We start from the raw sequence: 19234 nt of genomic DNA on the forward strand, positions 1-19234 counted from the left end.
TTACACCTTCTTTTTTAATCTCGTGATGAAAAATCCGTCCGTCTCGAAGTAGTGCGGCAGAATTTGCAGTTTTCCGCCTTTGATATATGGGTGAACCTTTTCAGGTAGGTACAAGTTCAAATCTGTGTCTTCTTCAAATTCCGGATGGGCGGCGAGGAAATCCGCAATCACTTCTTCATTTTCCTCTTTGTCAACAGTGCACGTGCTATAAACAAGTGTACCACCTTTTTTAAGCAAACGCGAAACCGATTCTAAGATCTCCCGCTGGATCCTGGAGAGCTTTTTTACATCTTCGGCATTTTTGGCATATTTTATATCAGGTTTTCTCCGAATTACGCCAAAGCCTGAACACGGGGCATCTACAAGAATTTTGTCAAATTCGCGTTTCTGCAGCTTCTCCCCGGCCTCTCGTGCATCCATGACTTCCGGGACGATATTATTAAGACCTATCCGTTCTGCCTGATCGGCAATTAATTGCACTTTATGAGGATGCAAATCAAGCGAAATCACTTTTCCCGTACCATTCATCAGCTCTGCAAGGTGGGTTGATTTCCCTCCGGGAGCAGCACATGCATCTAGAACAATCTCGTTTTCCAGCGGCTGCAGCGCTCTTGCTGTAAGCATGGAGCTTTCATCCTGAATGGAGAGAAGACCTTCCTTGAAAAGCCTGCTTTTTGAAATATTTCCTTTTGTAAAGGCTACTGCATCCTCTGCAAGCAAGCCTTTGTCCGCCTCAATTGATTCTTCCTGAAGGCTGCTGATTGCTTCTGCAGGAGTCATTCGCATACGGTTAACCCTTGCTGAAGCAGAAGGAGCCTTAAGGTGGACTTCACACATTTTCCTGGTTTCTTCTATACCAAACTGGGAAACCCATTTTCTAACAAGCCATAGCGGATGACTCGTTTCCACGGCAAGTCTTTCGACTGGATCTTTGATTTCCCCAAAAGAAGGCACCCCCTCCCTTTGAATGGCACGAAGGACACCATTTACAAAACCTGCTATTCCTTTATGGCCTTTTCTTTTTGATAGTTCGACCGCTTCAAAGAAAATAGCCCGCTCCGGAATACGGTCCAGATAGATCATCTGGTACAGGGATAATCTAAGCAGAACTTTTACCCAAAGCTCCATTTTTTTCGCTTTTACTGTAAAAGGCTTTAAAAAATAATCAAGGGTCAGTTTCCTTTGAAGGGTCCCGTACACGAGTTCTGTATATAAGGCTACATCTTTGGGAGGCATAGTGCTTTTTTGAATCGTTGAGTTCAGAAGCAGGTTGCTATATGCCTGATTCTTCTCAATCGCAGTCAACGTTTCAACAGCGAGCTCTCTCGCATTGCTCTTTTTCATTTATTCACCCAATCTCAATCCCGGGGCTAACTGGGATCCGCGCAGATAATCTTCCCCGCTCATTTTTTTCCTGCCTGCAGGCTGCAGTTCTGTAATTTTAATTGCAGTTGTATTGCCTGTCGCCACGGCAAAGCCGTTTGAGTCAATCCCAATCACAGTGCCGGGATCTGCCGGGTGGGTGCTGCTCACTTTCTCCCCTTGCCAGATTTTTATGGTTTCGCCGTTCAATGTTGTAAATGCAACCGGCCAGGGATTCAGACCGCGGATATGATTATAAATTTCTTCTCCCGTCTTGCTCCAATCAATTTTTTCCTGCTCCCTTTTTATGTTAGAAGCAAAGGTTGCTTTCGAATCATCCTGTTTTATTGGTTTAAGCTTACCAGCCAAGAGCAGCGGAAGCGTTTCAGAAAGAAGTTCAGTGCCAGCTTTGCTCAATTTATCATGAAGCGTGCCGACGTTGTCCTCTTCGGTTATCATGACTTCTTTTTGAGTAAGGATATCGCCTGCGTCCAGTTTTTCTGCCATGTACATAATGGTAATGCCCGTTTTCTCTTTTCCCTGAAGAATCGAATAGTGTATCGGAGCCCCACCGCGCAATTCAGGGAGCAGCGATGCATGTACGTTGATGCAGCCATGCTTCGGTGCTTCCAGCAGTTCTTTCGGAAGTATTTGGCCGAAGGCTGCTGTAATGATCAAGTCCGGCTGCAGCGACAGGACTTCATCCAGTTCCTTCGGATTGCGGATTTTTTCAGGCTGAAGCACTTTTATGCCGTTTTTCAGTGCTTCAGTTTTTACAGGTGGCGCCGTCAGTTCTTTTCTCCGCCCTTTAGGCCGGTCAGGCTGAGTCACTGCTCCCACTACATTGTAGCCTTCATCGATTAGTTTTCTTAAAACCGGCACCGAAAAATCCGGTGTTCCCATAAAAACAATTCTTGTCATTGAGTTCATCCTTCCATTTCCTCAAGCTCGTCATCTTTATAATAACGCAGCACTTTGCTGGTAAATAAAATTCCATCCAGGTGGTCAATCTCATGCTGCAGCGCTCTTGCCAGAAAGCCATCCGCTTCAATCGTATATGGTTTTCCTTTCCGGTTACAGGCATGAACCTTTATATAATCGGCCCGCTTTACATCACCGAAAAGTCCGGGGAAGCTCAGACACCCTTCAGGACCTGTTTGCTCTCCCCGGCTCTCTATGATCTTAGGATTAACCAGTTCAATTTTGCCCGACTCGTCTCCAATATCTACAATAGCAATTCTTTTGGAAATCCCTACTTGAGGGGCTGCAAGACCGACTCCGTCAGAAGCGATCATGGTCTCATGCATATCTTTCAGAAGCCTTGCCAGCTCCCGGTCAAAAACTGTCACTTTCCCGGCGGGCTGTTCGAGTACCGGATCGGGATGCTCGTATATTTTCAGTATGGTCATTTTCATTCCTCCAAGCTGCTTTGAAAAAAGGGTGAAATATATAGAAAACCGGCGAATGCCGGTCATTTTAAACATTTGGCTCAACGTGCTGTTTCTGGCTGTTTTTCGTCCGCTTCACAAGTAAACCTGAAACACCGGCTCTTTTCGCACGATTTATCTATAGATAAATGCGTTACATGAGTGTTGAGGGATTTAAATCAATGGAGATGGCCAAATCGTCTCTCGCCATTTCCTGCTGATAGCGATCCATGATTTTCCTCAGGACCGGAATCAATTTTTCATCCCGTTTGTATTTTAACATGCATTGATAGCGATATCTATTTTTGATCCTGGGGATTGGAGAAGCAACAGGCCCGAGCACTTTTGTGTCCCGGTCAAGATTTTGCTTGAGAAATTGTGCAATACTCTCCATAACATCAGCTGTTTTCAGCAAATCCGGATGGGAAACATTCACAACTGCAAGGAAAAAAAACGGAGGATAAGCATGCTGCTTTCTCTCGGTCATTTCCCTTTCATAAAACCCGTCGAAATAATGGTTTTTAGCGAGCTGGATGCTGTAATGTTCTGGCGTATAAGACTGGATGACCACCTCACCGGTCAGTTCATGCCGTCCGGCCCTCCCGCTAACCTGAGTCAGGAGCTGAAACGTTTTTTCTGCTGCCCTGAAGTCAGGGAGATGGAGCATGGTGTCGGCTGCAAGCACACCAACCAGCGTGACATTTGGAAAATCAAGACCTTTCGCAATCATTTGAGTGCCCAGAAGAATATCAGCTTTTCCTTCTCCAAATTGTCCAAGCAGACGCGCGTGGGCGCCTTTTTTGGAGGTCGTGTCGACATCCATGCGGATTACGCGTGCCTCAGGGAGAACTTTTGCCAGCTCTTCCTCTACCTTTTGGGTCCCTGTCCCGAAAAAGCGGATATGTTCGCTGCTGCATTCCGGACAATCAGCAGGCATAGGCGTTTCGTGCGCACAATAATGGCATTTCAGCTTATGGCCTTGCCGGTGATAGGTCAAAGATATATCACAATTCGGGCATTGAATGACGTACCCGCAGTCGCGGCACATAACGAAGGATGAGAATCCCCTTCTATTTAAAAAGAGGACGGACTGCTCCTTCTTCTCAAGTCTCAGGCGCAGCTGTTCCAAAAGGGACGCAGAAAACATTGAACGGTTGCCGGACCGAAGCTCTTCCCGCATATCAACGACGCTCACTTCGGGCATCTCCCGCCGGTTTACCCTTTCTCTGAGAGGCAGGAGGTGATAAACGCCCTTGCTTGCTCTTGCGAAGGATTCGAGCGAAGGTGTTGCACTGCCGAGAACGACGGGGCAGTGATAGGTTTCTGCTCTCCGAATCGCCACATCCCGGGCATGATACCTCGGATTTTCTTCCTGCTTATAGCTTGATTCATGCTCTTCGTCGATAACGATGATTCCAATATTTTCAAAAGGTGCGAAGATGGCAGAACGCGCCCCTACCGCCAGCTGCACTTCCTTGCGCTGGATCTTCCTCCATTCATCATACTTTTCCCCTGTGGACAATCCGCTGTGCAATACAGCTACTTTTGAACCGAAACGTCCTTTAAATCGATCCACCATCTGAGGAGTCAGCGAAATTTCGGGTACAAGTACTATGGCCTCCCTGCCCTCTTTTATTACGCGGTCGATTGCTTGTAAATACACTTCTGTTTTTCCGCTTCCCGTCACTCCGTACATCATAAATACGTCGTGGCGGTGAGAATCAATCGATTCCAGCACTGGAGCAATAGCTTTTTGCTGTTCGTCTGTCAATGGCATATTCTCGGTCGGCTGAAAAGTTCTGTTTTCAAATGGATCGCGGTAAATTTCTTCCCAAGTCTCGATCAGGATTCCTTTTTTCACCAGAGCTTTGACCGATGCATCGGAGGCATCCGCTTTCTCTTTCAGTTCGAACGCTCCTGCAGCCGTCTTTTCTGATTTGATAAAATACTCTAGAATCGCCTTTTGCTTAGCGGCCTGGGCAGGCATGGCATCAGCTGTCCTTTTAATGAATTCAGCATCTTCGGCGATCGTGAGCTGTCTTACCTTTTTTTGTTTTCCTTTTTGGGTAACCTGATAGACCACTTCAAGTGTTCCATTTTTTATTTCTTTTTGAAGGGAAGCGAATAAACCATGGGCTTCAGCTTCTTTCCAGTCCATCTCAGCCTGCTTATGGAAAAGCGGCCGCAGGTCTGGAGCAAGCTCTTCCGAAGATCCGGTGAGGCAGATCTTTTTCTCATATTTTGCTTTCATTGCAGCCGGAAGCATCACTTGAAATGCGGATATTTGAAAACACAGCGTCTTCTCCGTCAGCCATTTCCCAAGCTCCAAAAGCTCTCCTGTAAGAGCCGGGGTTAAATCAAACAGGCCTGCAACGCTTTTCAGCTTGCTGACATCTGAGGCGGCAGCGACTTCTGTCACGAACCCCTGAACCTTCCTCGGTCCGAAGGGAACAATTACCCTTAGCCCGGGTACAATTACACTTTGCCATTTTTCAGGAACAAGATAATCAAACGGTCTGTCTGTCTGCATAGCAGGCACATCTACAATAATACGGGCAATTTTCATTCCGTCTGCTTGCCGGCTAGCATTCCGGCTGCCTCCAGAAGAATGGCTTCCGCTACTTTTTTCTTGGACATAAGAGGCAATTCTGTAACGGTTCCGTCCTTACGGTGAATGGCTGCGACATTCGTATCGGCGGCAAAGCCTGCCCCATCCTGATTTACGTTATTTGATATAATCAGATCAAGATTTTTCCTTTTTAGCTTTTGCATCGCATACTCATGGACATGATCTGTTTCGGCAGCAAAGCCGATTAATAATTGATGCTTTTTTGTTTCTCCCAGAGCTTTTAAAATATCAGGGGTCCGCTCCATTTGAATGGAAAGCATCCCATCCTGTTTTTTCATTTTATGATTTTGAGGGTGGGCCGGACGGTAATCAGCCACCGCCGCTGATTTTATCACTGCATCCTGACTAGCGAAGCGCCCGGTGACCTCATGCAGCATCTCCTCAGCTGTCTGAACTCGTATCACCGTTACGCCAGCCGGGTCTTCAAGGCTGGATGGACCGGATACGAGGGTGACTTCCGCGCCGAACTCCGCTGCTTTTTCAGCAATGGCAAAGCCCATTTTACCTGAAGAGCGATTTGAAAAAAAGCGCACCGGATCAATCGGTTCGACTGTCGGACCTGCTGTGACAAGCAATTTCTTTCCAGATAAAGGTCCGGATTCAGCGGGTTGAAAATGACTCTTAACCAGGTTTGTGATTTTATCTGGCTCTTCAAGCCTGCCCCGTCCTACATAGCCGCAAGCCAAATAGCCTTCGCTTGGCTCTACGAAGCGGTATCCATCCTCATAAAGGGTTTGTATGTTTCGCTTTACAGCCGGATGCTCATACATGTGTACATTCATTGCGGGTGCAATCCAGACAGGGGCAGTGGCGGCCAGAAGGACAGTGGTCAGCATATCATCAGCCAGACCATTGGCAATCTTCCCGATCACATTGGCAGTCGCAGGTGCAACCATGACGAGATCCGCCCAATCAGCCAGATCTATATGAGCGATAACTCTGGAGTCTTTTTCATCAAATGTATCTGTATAGACATCGTTCCTTGAAAGTGCCTGAAAGGTGAGCGGCGATACAAATTCACAGGCAGAAGCCGTCATAATGACTTTAACCTCAAAGCCTGCCTGAGTCAGTTTGCTTGTTAGGGCGGCTGCCTTATATACCGCAATGCCGCCGCTTACTCCAAGTAGAATTCTTTTTCTGTCTCCCATTGCAAACCCCCGCAATCTTCATAAATTCTTCTTCTATCTTACCAAGTTTTCGCCCAATCCCAAAGCAGAAGGCTAAAAATCTGCTGGGGACAAACGTGCTGATGCCCGAAAGGAAACTCCGCTTTGTCATAACAAGTGGCAACCTGCCTGGGCCTGCGTCCTCTTAAGCCCCTGCATTGGACGAGGTCCCCCCTGTTTCAGAGCATGAGGGACCCGTTTTTTCTGACCATTAAAAAGAGGCCGCCCCGGTTTGACGGGGAAGCCCGGAACAGCCTTTGCTAACATGGCTTCGTAAAAGTCCCCGCTTGCGGAGTCAGCTTTAGCCAGCATGAAAAATCAATTTTCTTCTTTGTCGTAAAAAAGCAGTCCTGCATCAATCTCTTCCAGTGCTTTTCCTACGTATTTATGGGAAACCGGCTTTTGAATCTGCTGGTCCTTGTAGATCTGCATTTCTCTTGCACGCTTTGAAGCTACCGTAACAAGTGTGTACTTAGAATCCAATTTGTTCATAAGCGAGTCTATAGAAGGGTTTAGCATCGTATTATTCTACCTCCGAAATTTTCTTTTTGTAACGCGGGGCAACCCGCTCCCTGCGGCAATGCTCAGCTGTGACAATTGCTTTAATGCGGTCACATGCAAGATTAACCTGGTCATTTTCAACGACATAATCATAAGCATCCATCAGCAGGATTTCTTCCTTGGCAGCCAGAAGGCGGTTTTCAATGATTTCGTCAGACTCCGTTCCGCGTGTTACGATCCGGTTTTTGAGCTCGCTTAGGGAAGGGGGCATCAGGAATATGAACAGACCTTCAGGGAACGCTTTTCTGACCTGCAGGGCCCCCTGAACCTCTATTTCCAAAAATACATCTTTTCCTTCGCTTAGCGTTTTCTCTACATAATCCACCGGCGTTCCATAATAATTGCCAACGAACTCCGCCCATTCCAGCAGCTTTTCGTTTTTAATCATATCTTCAAATTCCCCGCGGGATTTAAAGAAATAATCAATGCCGTCCACCTCACCGTTTCTAGGCTTTCGTGTCGTGACGGAAATGGAATAATGGAATTTTGTATCATCCTGTGAAAAGATCTCTTTTCTAACTGTGCCTTTGCCAACTCCCGAGGGACCAGAAAGGACAATGAGCAGTCCTCTTTCTTTCATAGCTTCTTACAACTCCTACCCTTCATCTGGTAAATCTTCTTTATTTGAAAGCCTGTGGGCGACTGTTTCAGGCTGGACTGCCGAGAGAATAATGTGATCGCTGTCCATAACGACTACGGCTCTCGTCCGGCGTCCATAAGTCGCATCAATCAGCATGCCGCGGTCTCTGGCGTCTTGGATAATCCGTTTGATCGGCGCGGATTCAGGACTAACAATTGAGATGATTCTATTGGCTGATACAATATTCCCAAAACCGATATTAATAAGTTTAATGTTCAACGTTTGCTCCCCCTATAGGATACCAGCTCTAGTTTAGCCTGAAAAACCGCGGTCTAAACAGGCGACTACTCCACGTTCTGAACCTGTTCCTTAATTTTTTCAATCATGCTTTTTAACTCCACCGCTTTTGCGGAAATCCTGCCGTCACTTGATTTAGCCCCGATCGTATTCGCTTCCCTGTTAAGCTCCTGAACGATAAAATCAAGCTTCCGCCCTATCGAATCCTTTGAAGAAAGCGCTTCTCTGAATTGCATTATATGCCCGTAAATCCGGGTCACTTCTTCGGTAATATCCGCTTTTTCAGCAAAAAGAGCAGCTTCCGTCAGGATTCTCGATTCATCTGCATCCGCTTGAAGCATCTCCTTCAGTCTGGCCGCAAGCTTTTCCCTGTACACTCTCTGTACTCCCGGCGCCAATTCCCCAATTTCATCGGCTGCGGCCTGTACTTCCTCAAGCCGTTTCTGAATATCCTGCAATAAATGGTTTCCTTCCGCAAGCCTCATTTGAAATAGCGCACCGACTGCGTCTTCTGCAGCCAGCAATACCGCTTCCAGCAATCCGGCTTGATCGTCTGAATCCTCTTCCTGAACATCATAAGCATGTTCCATCCGCAGAAGACTATCAATAGTCAGCTGATCTGCAAGCCCGTATCTCAGCTTCATCTGTTCCGCTGCACCGGCCAGCTGATCCAATAGATTCCAGTTCGCTTTGACGGTTTGCTTGGTGATCGGTTCTCCGTCTATCGTTATGTATGCTTCTAACCGGCCTCTCCGAATGCGGGCCGAGATTACTTTTTTGATTTTATCCTCAACGGACATAAGTTGTCTAGGCATTTTTATACTAATCTCGCAGAAACGATGGTTAACGGACTTCATTTCGACAGTGATCCTTCTTCCATCTTTTTCGCGTACTGCCCTTCCAAACCCTGTCATGCTGGCAATCATCTTCATCACTTCCAGTGTGCGGGAGTTGGTTTGATTCATTCCTTATTCCTGGCACTTGAGAAGAAGCCGTTTTGTGCAGATTTTCTCAAAGGCTGGTTCTCTTGCACATTCTGTTCCTGCTAAGCCAATAAAATAAGGCTTTATTAAACAATGATGCTGATATCCGCCGCTCCAGCTATCCGTTTACATGCCCGGAGACCGCTTCAATCATCCGTTGCTAATCCGTCAATAATCCGCTCTAGCAAAAGATGAAAAACAAAAAGGTAATAGACTCGCTATTACCTTGTGAATTATACCATACCAGCTCAGGATTTTCTTGTTAAAAGTGAACCTGCCAGCAAAAATGTCGGAAGTGCGGCCATTCCCATAACCAGAATCCAGTCTCTTGGTTCAATCGCGACCGTCTTGAAAATCGGCTGCAAGGGAGGATAGTAGATTACGGCCAGCATGAGCAGAATGGAAGAAGCCACGGCACCGAGCAGATAAAGATTCTCAAAAGGATTGCGGTCAAAGATTGATTTCTCGCTCCTGCAATCAAAAACATGGATAAGCTGGGCCATCACAAGGGTGGCAAAAGCAATTGTCTGGGCATAAGCGAGGTTCTCAGGATCTTTGTAATAGATAAACATAAAGGCAGCCAGGGTCGCTGCTCCTATTAAGAACCCTCGAGATAGCACTTTCCAGCCAAGCCCTCTTGAAAAAACACCCTCTTTCGGATGACGGGGTTTCCGGCTCATCAAATTTCCTTCTGGCTGATCAAGGCCGAGAGCCATGGCCGGAAGTCCGTCCGTCACAAGATTTACCCATAAAATTTGAATTGGAACCAGCGGCAGGGGCAATGCAAGGAGCATGGCAAAGAGCATCACGAGAATTTCCCCTACATTGGAAGCGAGAAGATAACGGATAAACTTTCGAATGTTTTCATAAATATTGCGTCCTTCGCGAATAGCCGATTTGATTGTGGCAAAATTGTCATCTGCCAGAATGAGCGAGGACGCTTCCTTAGCTACATCCGTTCCCGTAATTCCCATGGATATGCCGATATCCGCTGCTTTAATGGCAGGCGCATCGTTTACGCCGTCACCTGTCATGGCAACAATGTGACCCCTGTTTTGCAGCGCTTTGACTATTTTCAGCTTATGCTCAGGAGACACTCTTGCAAACACGTAGACGTTTTCCGCCGTCTTCTCAAGCTCCTCTTCAGAAAGCTTGTTAAGGGCTGAACCTTCCATCACTTTGCCCCCCGGCGGCAGGAGATCCAGCTGGTTGGCTATAGCACGTGCTGTAATCACGTGATCTCCGGTAATCATGACCGTTTTGATGCCGGCTGCCCTGCATTCTTTGATGGCCTGCTTCACTTCAGGCCTTGGGGGATCAATCATTCCCTGAAGTCCGACAAAGACCAAATCCTTCTCGGCTTCCTCCTGATTCAATTCCCGGCCCGGATTGACGGGTTTATAAGCAACAGCGATCGTCCGAAGCGCCTTAGATGCCATGCTTTCAATCGATTCTTTTATGCGCTGCGCGTATTTAGTGGACATATACTCCTGCCGGTCTTCCCATAAAACCTGTCCGGAAAGGCCAAGTAAAACATCCGGTGCTCCCTTCGTGACGACAAATCTGTTTCCGGCCGAGTCCTCTGCAATGACACTCATCATCTTCCTTGCAGAATCGAACGGAAATTCCTCAATAATCTTAAAGGAATTCCTTAAGGATGGCCGTGTGAGTCCCGCTTTCATCCCCGCGATCAGCATGGCGCCTTCCGTCGGGTCACCGTCAATCCGGCTTTCGTTCTCCTCATCCTTTAATTCAGCCGTATTGCAGAGCATCCCAAACGTTAATATTTGATGGAGTGCCTTTTCCTCTTTCGGGCTGATTGTCCGGTCTTTAAAAGTAAATGCCCCGCTAGTCTCAAATCCGGTTCCGGACACCTTCCAATGTTTTCCTCCGGACCATATATCGGTTACAGTCATTTTATTTTGCGTCATGGTTCCGGTTTTGTCTGAGCAGATGACGGATGCACAGCCAAGCGTTTCTACTGCCGGCAGCTTGCGGACAATCGATTTTTGCTTAATCATTCTTTGAACGCCAAGGGATAAGGCGACGGTAACAATGGCAGGAAGCCCCTCCGGAATGGCAGCCACCGCAAGCGATACACCCGCCAGAAACATCGCATAAAGACTGTGGCCTTGAAGGACCCCTGCTCCCACTACAAGGGCTGTTAAGAATAGCGCCGTGACAATGAGGATCTTCCCAAGCTGCTCGAGGCGCTTTTGCAGGGGGGTGTCCATCGATTCAGCAGACTGCAGGAGATCCGCAATCTGTCCCATCGCTGTTTTCATGCCGGTTCCAACTGTGAGGCCTATCCCGCTCCCCCGGGTAACAAGAGTTCCCATGAACGCCATGTTTGAGAGATCGCCTAGTCCTGGATCTTTTAGCTTTAGCGCTTCACTGGATTTTTGCACAGGAATCGATTCTCCTGTTAGAGCCGACTCCTCAATTTCCAGGCTTTTAACGGAGAGCAGCCGAAGGTCCGCCCCGATCCTGTCACCGGCCGTGAATTTTATAATATCTCCCGGAACAACTTCCCGTGAAGGGATCCTCACCCAGTCTCCCTCTCTTAGGCAGCTGACCTGTGGGGCTGATAGCTGCTTTAGAGCCTCTAATGATTTTTCTGCTCTTCTTTCTTGAAAAAAACCCAAAATTCCGTTCATAAGCACTATAGCTACGATTGCGACAGCATCAATGTACTCGCCTAGGAAAGCGGAAATAACCGTTGCTCCAAGAAGAACGAGCACCATAAAATCCTTGAATTGCCCTAAAAACAACAAAAGCGCCGAAGTTTTTTCCGCCTCCTGCAGCTCATTGTAGCCAAACTTAGCATAACGGGCTTCAACCTCATTGCCGGAGAGCCCCGATTCCCGGTCTGTGCTGACGGACTCCGCCACATCTTGAATCTCCATCTCATGCCATTTCATGATCAGCCTATCCACCCCTTGCTCTGAAATGTTGGTCAAGCTCTGCTCTACCTCCATCCTATTCAGACAAGCACGGGTTCATGACTAATTAGCATGACAGCTTGCCCAGTCCTTTCAATACCAGACAAATCGGGTGTTTTTAGTGAAAGTTCCTGGCCCTTCGCGCTATAATTGTGAGAGAATAGAATATTAGAGCTTTTTCCACTAAATTTTGAAAAACAGAGCGGGTGAAGGACATGTCATTTGATGGAATTTTCACATATGCAATAACAAAAGAGCTTCAAGGAAAGCTTGAGAGCGGGCGAATCTCTAAAATTTATCAGCCTTATAAAAATGAGCTGGTCCTGCAGATTCGTTCCGGCGGGGCAAATTATAAATTGCTTATATCAGCGCATCCCAGCTATGCCCGGATGCATTTGACCAAGGAGACATATGACAATCCGAGTACGCCGCCAATGTTCTGTATGCTTTTGCGAAAGCATCTCGAGGGCAGCGTCATTGAACGGATCGAACAAAAGGATATGGAACGGATTATCATTTTCCATGTCAAAGGCAGAAATGAACTTGGTGACATGACTTATAAGGAACTGATTGTTGAAATAATGGGGCGCCACAGCAATATGATTCTAGTTGATTCTGGGCAAAGGACGATCATTGACAGCATTAAGCATCTGCCTCCTGCCGTAAACAGCTACAGGACTGTGCTTCCGGGGCATGAATACATCTTTCCCCCTTCACAGAATAAGATGGCTCCATTCGGGATAACGGAAGAGGACGTTGTTAAAAAACTTGATTTTTTTGCGGGCAATCTCGATCGGCAGCTTGTCCAGCATTTTGCCGGCGTTTCCCCCCTTCTTGCTAAAGAAATAACGAAACGGTCCGGAATGGTTAACAGGATAACCCTCCCAAAGGCGTTTACAGAAACGATGGATACCCTTGAAAAAGGAAATTGGAAGCCTGTTATGATAACAGGCGAAGATAAGGAGGCCTTTTATTTAATTGACCTTACGCACATGAGCGGGGATCGAAAAGTATACGGATCATTAAGTGAGCTTCTTGACCGGTACTATTTCGGAAAAGCCGACCGGGACCGGGTAAAGCAGCAGGGAAACGATCTTGAACGATTTCTGCAAAATGAGTTGAAAAAAAATAAGTCAAAAATTAAAAAGCTGCAAAAATCATTACTTGATGCTGAGGATGCAGAAAAATTCCAGCTATACGGAGAACTGCTCACTGCCAATATGTATTCGATCCAGCGCGGCGATAAGAGCGCTGAGGTGATCAATTATTATGATGAAACTGGCAGTTCAGTCAAGATAGCCCTGAACCCTCAAAAAACGCCATCTGAGAATGCGCAAAGCTACTTCAACAAGTATCAAAAGGCAAAAAAATCAGTCTCTCACATCCACGAACAGGTGAAACTCGCTGAACAAGAGATTGAATATCTCGATAATCTGCTTCAGCAGATTGAGACCGCCTCTCCAAAAGATTTGGCAGAAATCCGGGAAGAGCTCCAGGATGAGGGGTATATGAAGAAAAAGCCCGATCGAAAGGGGAAAAAACCGAAGGCTGTTAATCCTGTACTCGAACAGTACCGATCCACGAGCGGGACAGTCATACTGGTCGGGAAAAACAACAAGCAAAATGAATATTTGACCAGCCGGGTGGCTGCCCGGGATGACACATGGCTTCACACAAAAGACATCCCCGGCTCACATGTGGTCATTAAATCCAGGAACCCGGAGGATGCTACAATCCGGGAAGCAGCGAACATCGCCGCCTACTTCAGCAAGGCAAGAAGTTCGGGTTCCGTTCCTGTAGATTACACACTCGTGCGGCATGTCAAAAAGCCAAACGGTTCAAAGCCGGGTTTTGTTATATATGACCGCCAGCAGACGGTATTTGTTACGCCGGATCCGGATTTGGTCAAAAAGCTGAAAGAATGAAAGCAAAAAGGAGCATAGGCTGAGCCATGCTCCTTTTTGCGGAATTGCGCTCGTAAAGGGGGAATAAATGAAAAAGGAAGGAAGCACACTAGTTCCCGATGAGATAAACAGCAAGCAATAGACCTGCGAAGTTCACCATACATAAGATTATGAAACCTGCGTGTCTTGTATTGGCGAGCAAACTGCCGTAACGAGCGGACTGGTCTTTTTCATGCGGACAGAAGATTGATTGCTTTTAGTGGTTTATAGACTGCAGAGGATCGGCTTCCCTTGCCTGCACTTCTTCATGCGGCTGGCAGCCTCCTGGGTCTCAGCTCTTCCTGGCACATCCTTCTTAAGCAGCTCTTCCCGTTACCTGTGATTATTTCAACAAGAAAAAAGACCCGTTACAGGTCTTCGTATTTTCGCTTGCTCCGTTTTTTTTCCCGACGTTCCTCATATAATGTGTCCAGTTCATCAATTGTGCCTTCCTCAATTTCATTCAAGAGAGCAATACAGATTTCTCTGGCTCTGGCAGGGCTCGCACCCCCGGTATGCACAGCAAGCGTCAGCCTTCCTTTGGAAGCGTGGCTCGGAACCTGAGTATTGCCTTCCATCGCCTCATCTGCAATGTTTACAAGCTGCAAAGGGTTCGCATTCACAGCGATGCTTTTGTTGACTTCCCTGTCATCTGTGGCAGCCACCACGAGAAGATAACCGGTTAGATCATCAAGAGCAAAAGGACGCTGCTTCCATTCAAGCAATCCTTTTGCATGAAGCTCCTGAATTTCTCCGTCTGCTTCCGGGCTGATTACCGTGATGCGCGCATTCTCCCGCAAAAAAAGCTTTAATCTTCTCACGGCTACTGCTCCGCCTCCGGCAATCAAAACCGGTTTGTCTGTTAAGTCAATCATGAAAGGAATCATTTTGCCTCCGCTTCCGGTTTTTCAGAAAGAGCCGACAGTGTCTCATTAACCCTTCTTAAAAATGCTTTTTCCGCATACATGGAGAACCCAACATATGAACAAACCGTCATGTTTTTACGGGTTGTAAGCTGACTCGCTTCTTTCTCGATTCCTTTCATTAACAGTCCGGTAAATAGCAAGTACGGAACAATGTAAATGTTCTTTTCCGGAAAATCATCAATTCTTGAGAGCATATCTGAGAAAGACGGTTCTGCAGCCGTTAAATAGCACGGGCTTATGTTCACACCTTCTGCCCTTTCAGCAATCCCCTTTGCGATTATGCCCAAATCTCTTTTAACGTCAGGATCCGAGCTTCCTCTTCCGGTGAGAAGTACCCGAACATCCTCATCTTTAGGGAGCGGACGCAGCTGCTCCAGAACTGCCTCCGCCATATCTCCCTGAACGCCGATCGGTTTCCCATATGTAACCGGTATTTCAGGATATAAGGCTCCAGCCTTTTCCAGCTCTTCAGGAATATCAAGCTTTGCATGAGCGGCAGTCAGCAGGAGCACAGGAACCGCAGCTATGCTTTCCGCTCCTTTTTTGATGCAGGCTTCAAAGCCTGACAGAATATCAGGCTCTGACAGCTCTAAAAAACAGATTTCCTGAATGGGGGCATCAACGGATTCCATGCATTTGGAGATGAATGATACAGCTTCTGCCCTTGCTTTCTCTACCCGGCTGCCATGGCATATATACAGTACAGCTTGTTTCATATTACAGCGCCTCGCTTACAGCGTTCTGGAATTTGTCTTTGCCGAACCATTTCAGCTGATCCCTATATCGGACCACGTCACCGATTATGATCATGCTTGGATTGGTAATGCCGTGCTGATCAACAGCCTTATTTATATTCTCGAGTGTTCCCGTCACGGTTTTCTGAACATCGGTAGTTCCCCAGTGAATGACGGCCGCAGGTGTAGCAGGGGATTTTCCATGATACAGCAGCTGTTCCTGTATGTAGGGGAGCTGGCTTACTCCCATATACACCGCTAATGTGTCCACACCATTAACAAGACCTTTCCAGCGCTCTTTGTCCTCTGCCTCATTTTTATAATGACCGGCAACAAATGCGACACTGCCGCTCACTTCCCGATGAGTAACAGGAATCCCGGCATATGCGGCGGCCGCTATGCCGGATGTGACTCCGGGAACGATTTCAAAATCTATTCCATTCATAGCCAAGGCCTCAGCCTCTTCCCCGCCCCGGCCGAAGACGAAAGGGTCGCCGCCTTTCAGCCTGGTGACGGTATAGCCTTTTTTAGCAAATTTAATCAGGAAACGGTTAATCGTTTCCTGTTTCATCGTATGGTAATCGGGTAGCTTGCCGCAATAAATAAGGTCAGCGCCTTCCTTTGCGTGCTCCAGCAATTCTTTGTTAACTAGCCGGTCATAAAGGATTGTATCTGCTTTCTGAATGCATCTCAAGCCTTTCACCGTGATGAGGTCCGGATCTCCCGGTCCTGCTCCTACGAGATACACCTTAGACATACGCATCCCTCCTTAATTCCATTATACCGCACATGTGACTGCAGGTAATCCGTCAGCTTAATCTTGAATGAATTTTTTGTCCTTGAGAAAGCTGATAACCTGTTCAGCACATTCCGCAGGATTATACTTCCCGCTCTGCAAAGTGATTTCAGGATGATCCGGTTTTTCGTAGGGAGAATCAATCCCTGTAAAACCTTTAATCTCCCCTTTTCTTGCTTTCTTGTATAGTCCTTTCGGATCTCTTGCTTCACATTGCTCAAGGGAACACTCTGCAAATACTTCGATGAATTCATCCGGCTCCATTATCTTGCGTACATGACTTCGGTCCTCTTTGAAGGGAGAAATGAAAGCTGTAATGACAACACTGCCCGCATCTGTAAAAAGCTTGGATACCTCTCCGATTCTTCGGATGTTTTCACGGCGGTCTTCATCTGAAAAGCCAAGGTCCCCGTTAAGCCCTTGACGAACATTGTCGCCATCAAGAACGTAAACCTGAACCCCGCTTTTATGGAGCATGCGGGCCAGTTCATTGGCTATTGTGGATTTCCCTGATCCAGAAAGTCCGGTAAACCAGATAACGAAGCTATGATGCCCGTTTTTCTCTCTCCGCTCCTGTTTTGTTATGGAGTGCTCGTGCCACGTAACATTTTTTGACTGGCTCATTGCACTTCCTCCGTTTCCGGTTTCTTCTCTTTTAACCCTTCGATCAGCACTTTAATGACCTCAGGTCTGCTGAAGGTGCTTGGAGGCACTTCGCCATTGCGGAGCATTTCCCTTACCTTTGTGCCGGAGAGGATGACTCTGTGCTCTGCGTTATGAGGGCATGATTTTGTCGTAGCCATCCCCTCGCATTTATTGCAATAAAAGCTATGTTCAAAACGGAGAGGAGTAATTCCGATCTCTTCGGGCGCGAACTCATCAAATATATGCTGGGCGTCGTATGTGCCGTAATAGTCACCGACCCCCGCATGATCTCTGCCTACAATAAAGTGTGTGCAGCCGTAATTTTTGCGGACAATGGCATGGAAAATGGCCTCTCTGGGCCCTGCATACCTCATTGCCGCAGGAAACACTCCAAGAAAAACCCGTTCTTTCGGATAATATTCGCTTAGCAGAACCCCATAGCTTTTCATACGGATTTCCGCTGAAATATCATCGGACTTTGTTTCCCCTACAAGCGGATTTAAAAACAGGCCGTCAACGGTTTCAAGTGCAGTTTTTTGAATATACTCATGCGCCCTGTGAACAGGATTGCGCGTCTGAAATCCTACAATCGTTTTCCAGCCTTTGGACGCAAAAGCGGAGCGTGTTTCGATTGGATCATAATAGTGGTCCGGAAAAGGAGGATTTGTTCGTTTTGTCATGATAATTTCACCGCTGACATAAAAATCCCCTCTTGAAAAAAGCTTTTTGACCCCGGGATGATTCCGGTCAGATGTCCGGAATACATTCACTGCTTCCTTTTCTTTATCCGGTTTATAAATCCCGCTGACCTCTATCAATCCGTAAACGGTATCTTCAAAGCTAAGCTTTGCCTGATCTCCAGCTGATAATGTCTTCGCTGCTTGGGCAGAAACAGGCAGAGTGATCGGGATCGACCACACCGTTCCATTTGTAAGTCTCGTTTTATCTACTACACTCAAATACTCCTCTTCTGGCATGAATCCTGTAAGCGGACTAAAACCTCCATTAGCCAGAAGCTCCAGATCGCTCAATGCCATCGCATCTATTTCTATCGTTTTTTTGATGAATCCTATATCTTTTCCAATTTCTGTTCGCTGAATTAAGGTTCCTCCATGCGGTGTTAAGCTCATTATAATCCTCCTATTCATATTAAAAAAGTGGGTTTTATCGTTAGATTCCCCCGCCTTGTTCATGCACGGAACTTTTTTCTTTTTTAATAGCCCTCATGAGAGACAGAACCCCAAGGGTAGCTGTCATGACTGCAATCGCAGAAAACGTGGAGTAAAAGTCTGATTTTATAAAAAGTTTGACGAGTACGTAAGAGATGGCCAAACTGACGAGCGGAGAAACAAGCCATACTTTTACAATTTTTTTCACGATCCCTTTTTGAAAAACAAGCGCTCCGCTCTTCGCAGCGCCTGAAGCCATGATTGAAGTGGAGGTAACCTGTGTTAAGGGAACGGGCAGTCCAAAAAGTGAACTGATGACTACAAGTAAAGCGCCGGTCGTGGAAATAACGATTCCTTCTGATTTGGATAAATTCGTTATTTTTTTCCCGTTCGTTTCAAGTACTCTTCCTCCTAAAAGGATGGCGCCTGCAGCTACAAAAAGCCCTCCAAGCCAGACGCCCTGCCCAACTGACATGAGATTAGCAGCGACCAGCGGTCCTACAGCGTTGGCTACATTATTCATGCCAGCTGAAAAGGCTTCAAAGAATCCTGCCGCAATCAGGAGATAGATCAGCAAGCTCCCCCTCTTTGCCTCAAGCTTTGCGAAAAGCGGTTTGGCCATTTTGCAAACAGCATAGGTGATAAAAAAAGCTGCCGCCGGAATAATGACCCAAAACGCCATGATAACAAGGATGGATTGAACATAAAGGGCCTGGAAGGCTACCCCCACCCCGACTACTGCTCCGACCGTAACTTCACTGGTGGATAACGGGATGCCCATTAAATTCGCCATGAACAAAGAGATGGCTGCCGCTCCGATAATAACAAGAACAATTTCTATGGAAATCACGGATTTGGGGATTAGTCCTGAACTGATCGTCTTCACTACTTCTCCGCCGCCCAATACAGCACCGAGGATCACACCTATTCCGCAAAGAATAAGGGCTGCCAACCTGCGGGGAATGGCCCCTGTTCCATAAGCCACTCCCATCGATGCAGCCGCTCCGCTCGCACCGATATTCATGGCGAAAAATAAGCTTAAAAAAATTGCTGCAGCTTCCATTATCATTTACT

At 46.9% G+C, this 19234-nt stretch carries 17 protein-coding genes; 1 reads left to right on the forward strand and 16 read right to left on the reverse strand.

The annotated features are described in order from the left end of the window. The 10 genes from rsmB to ACQCV8_RS10165 all read right to left on the reverse strand — a co-directional run bounded on the left by rsmB (nt 1) and on the right by ACQCV8_RS10165 (nt 11926). Entirely contained in the window at nt 1-1344 is a 1344-nt protein-coding gene (gene rsmB, locus ACQCV8_RS10120) for a 16S rRNA (cytosine(967)-C(5))-methyltransferase RsmB (RefSeq protein WP_426844498.1), read from the reverse strand. Then, nucleotides 1345-2283, reverse strand: coding sequence for a methionyl-tRNA formyltransferase (gene fmt / locus ACQCV8_RS10125; protein ID WP_426844499.1), 939 nt, complete (start codon nt 2281-2283; stop codon nt 1345-1347). Between the two features lie 5 nt (nt 2284-2288). Then, entirely contained in the window at nt 2289-2771 is a 483-nt protein-coding gene (def, locus tag ACQCV8_RS10130) for a peptide deformylase (RefSeq protein WP_426844500.1), read from the reverse strand. A 172-nt stretch (nt 2772-2943) separates the two neighbouring features. Then, the gene (priA, locus tag ACQCV8_RS10135) at nt 2944-5355 is read right to left on the reverse strand and encodes a primosomal protein N' (protein WP_426844501.1); all 2412 of its coding nucleotides are present in this window, start codon (nt 5353-5355) and stop codon (nt 2944-2946) included. Then, nucleotides 5352-6566: a bifunctional phosphopantothenoylcysteine decarboxylase/phosphopantothenate--cysteine ligase CoaBC gene (gene coaBC, locus ACQCV8_RS10140; protein WP_426844502.1), complete on the reverse strand. Its 1215-nt coding sequence runs from the start codon at nt 6564-6566 to the stop codon at nt 5352-5354. The genes priA and coaBC overlap by 4 nt, the downstream gene beginning before the upstream one ends. 336 nt (nt 6567-6902) lie before the next feature. Next, nucleotides 6903-7103 (reverse strand): DNA-directed RNA polymerase subunit omega, encoded by a 201-nt coding sequence (rpoZ, locus tag ACQCV8_RS10145; RefSeq protein WP_426844503.1) that lies wholly within the window; start codon nt 7101-7103, stop codon nt 6903-6905. 4 nt (nt 7104-7107) lie between these two features. Beyond that, nucleotides 7108-7725, reverse strand: a complete 618-nt coding sequence (gene gmk, locus ACQCV8_RS10150; RefSeq protein ID WP_426844504.1) for a guanylate kinase — start codon at nt 7723-7725, stop codon at nt 7108-7110. Nucleotides 7726-7740: 15 nt separating this feature from the next. Next, nucleotides 7741-8004 (reverse strand): extracellular matrix/biofilm regulator RemA, encoded by a 264-nt coding sequence (gene remA, locus ACQCV8_RS10155; RefSeq protein ID WP_426844505.1) that lies wholly within the window; start codon nt 8002-8004, stop codon nt 7741-7743. Nucleotides 8005-8069: 65 nt separating this feature from the next. After that, nucleotides 8070-8987 carry a YicC/YloC family endoribonuclease gene (locus ACQCV8_RS10160; protein WP_426844506.1) on the reverse strand — a complete coding sequence of 306 codons (918 nt, stop codon included), beginning with the start codon at nt 8985-8987 and terminating at the stop codon, nt 8070-8072. A 266-nt stretch (nt 8988-9253) separates the two neighbouring features. After that, nucleotides 9254-11926: a cation-translocating P-type ATPase gene (locus tag ACQCV8_RS10165; RefSeq protein WP_426844595.1), complete on the reverse strand. Its 2673-nt coding sequence runs from the start codon at nt 11924-11926 to the stop codon at nt 9254-9256. Between the two features lie 236 nt (nt 11927-12162). Between ACQCV8_RS10165 and ACQCV8_RS10170 the strand changes: the two genes are divergently transcribed. Further along, nucleotides 12163-13872, forward strand: coding sequence for an Rqc2 family fibronectin-binding protein (locus ACQCV8_RS10170; RefSeq protein ID WP_426844507.1), 1710 nt, complete (start codon nt 12163-12165; stop codon nt 13870-13872). 386 nt (nt 13873-14258) lie between these two features. Here the strand turns inward: ACQCV8_RS10170 and ACQCV8_RS10175 are convergent, their stop codons facing one another. From ACQCV8_RS10175 to ACQCV8_RS10200, 6 genes are read right to left on the reverse strand one after another with little or no spacing between them, the layout of a single operon-like run. Continuing rightward, complete coding sequence (locus ACQCV8_RS10175) at nt 14259-14777, reverse strand: precorrin-2 dehydrogenase/sirohydrochlorin ferrochelatase family protein (protein ID WP_426844508.1); 519 nt, start codon at nt 14775-14777, stop codon at nt 14259-14261. Further along, a complete protein-coding gene (locus ACQCV8_RS10180; protein WP_426844509.1) occupies nt 14774-15532 on the reverse strand; it encodes a sirohydrochlorin chelatase in 759 nt (252 codons plus the stop codon). The genes ACQCV8_RS10175 and ACQCV8_RS10180 overlap by 4 nt, the downstream gene beginning before the upstream one ends. A gap of 1 nt (nt 15533) precedes the next feature. Then, nucleotides 15534-16307 (reverse strand): uroporphyrinogen-III C-methyltransferase, encoded by a 774-nt coding sequence (gene cobA / locus ACQCV8_RS10185; protein ID WP_426844510.1) that lies wholly within the window; start codon nt 16305-16307, stop codon nt 15534-15536. A 57-nt stretch (nt 16308-16364) separates the two neighbouring features. Continuing rightward, nucleotides 16365-16970: an adenylyl-sulfate kinase gene (gene cysC / locus ACQCV8_RS10190; RefSeq protein WP_426844511.1), complete on the reverse strand. Its 606-nt coding sequence runs from the start codon at nt 16968-16970 to the stop codon at nt 16365-16367. Further along, entirely contained in the window at nt 16967-18121 is a 1155-nt protein-coding gene (gene sat, locus ACQCV8_RS10195) for a sulfate adenylyltransferase (protein ID WP_426844512.1), read from the reverse strand. Before sat ends, cysC begins: the two co-directional genes overlap by 4 nt. Nucleotides 18122-18161: 40 nt before the next feature. Further along, the gene (locus tag ACQCV8_RS10200; protein ID WP_426844513.1) at nt 18162-19223 is read right to left on the reverse strand and encodes an anion permease; all 1062 of its coding nucleotides are present in this window, start codon (nt 19221-19223) and stop codon (nt 18162-18164) included. Nucleotides 19224-19234: the final 11 nt, after the last annotated feature.

It is taken from the genome of Metabacillus sp. 84, assembly GCF_050107715.1.
Lineage (GTDB): Bacteria > Bacillota > Bacilli > Bacillales > Bacillaceae > Metabacillus_B.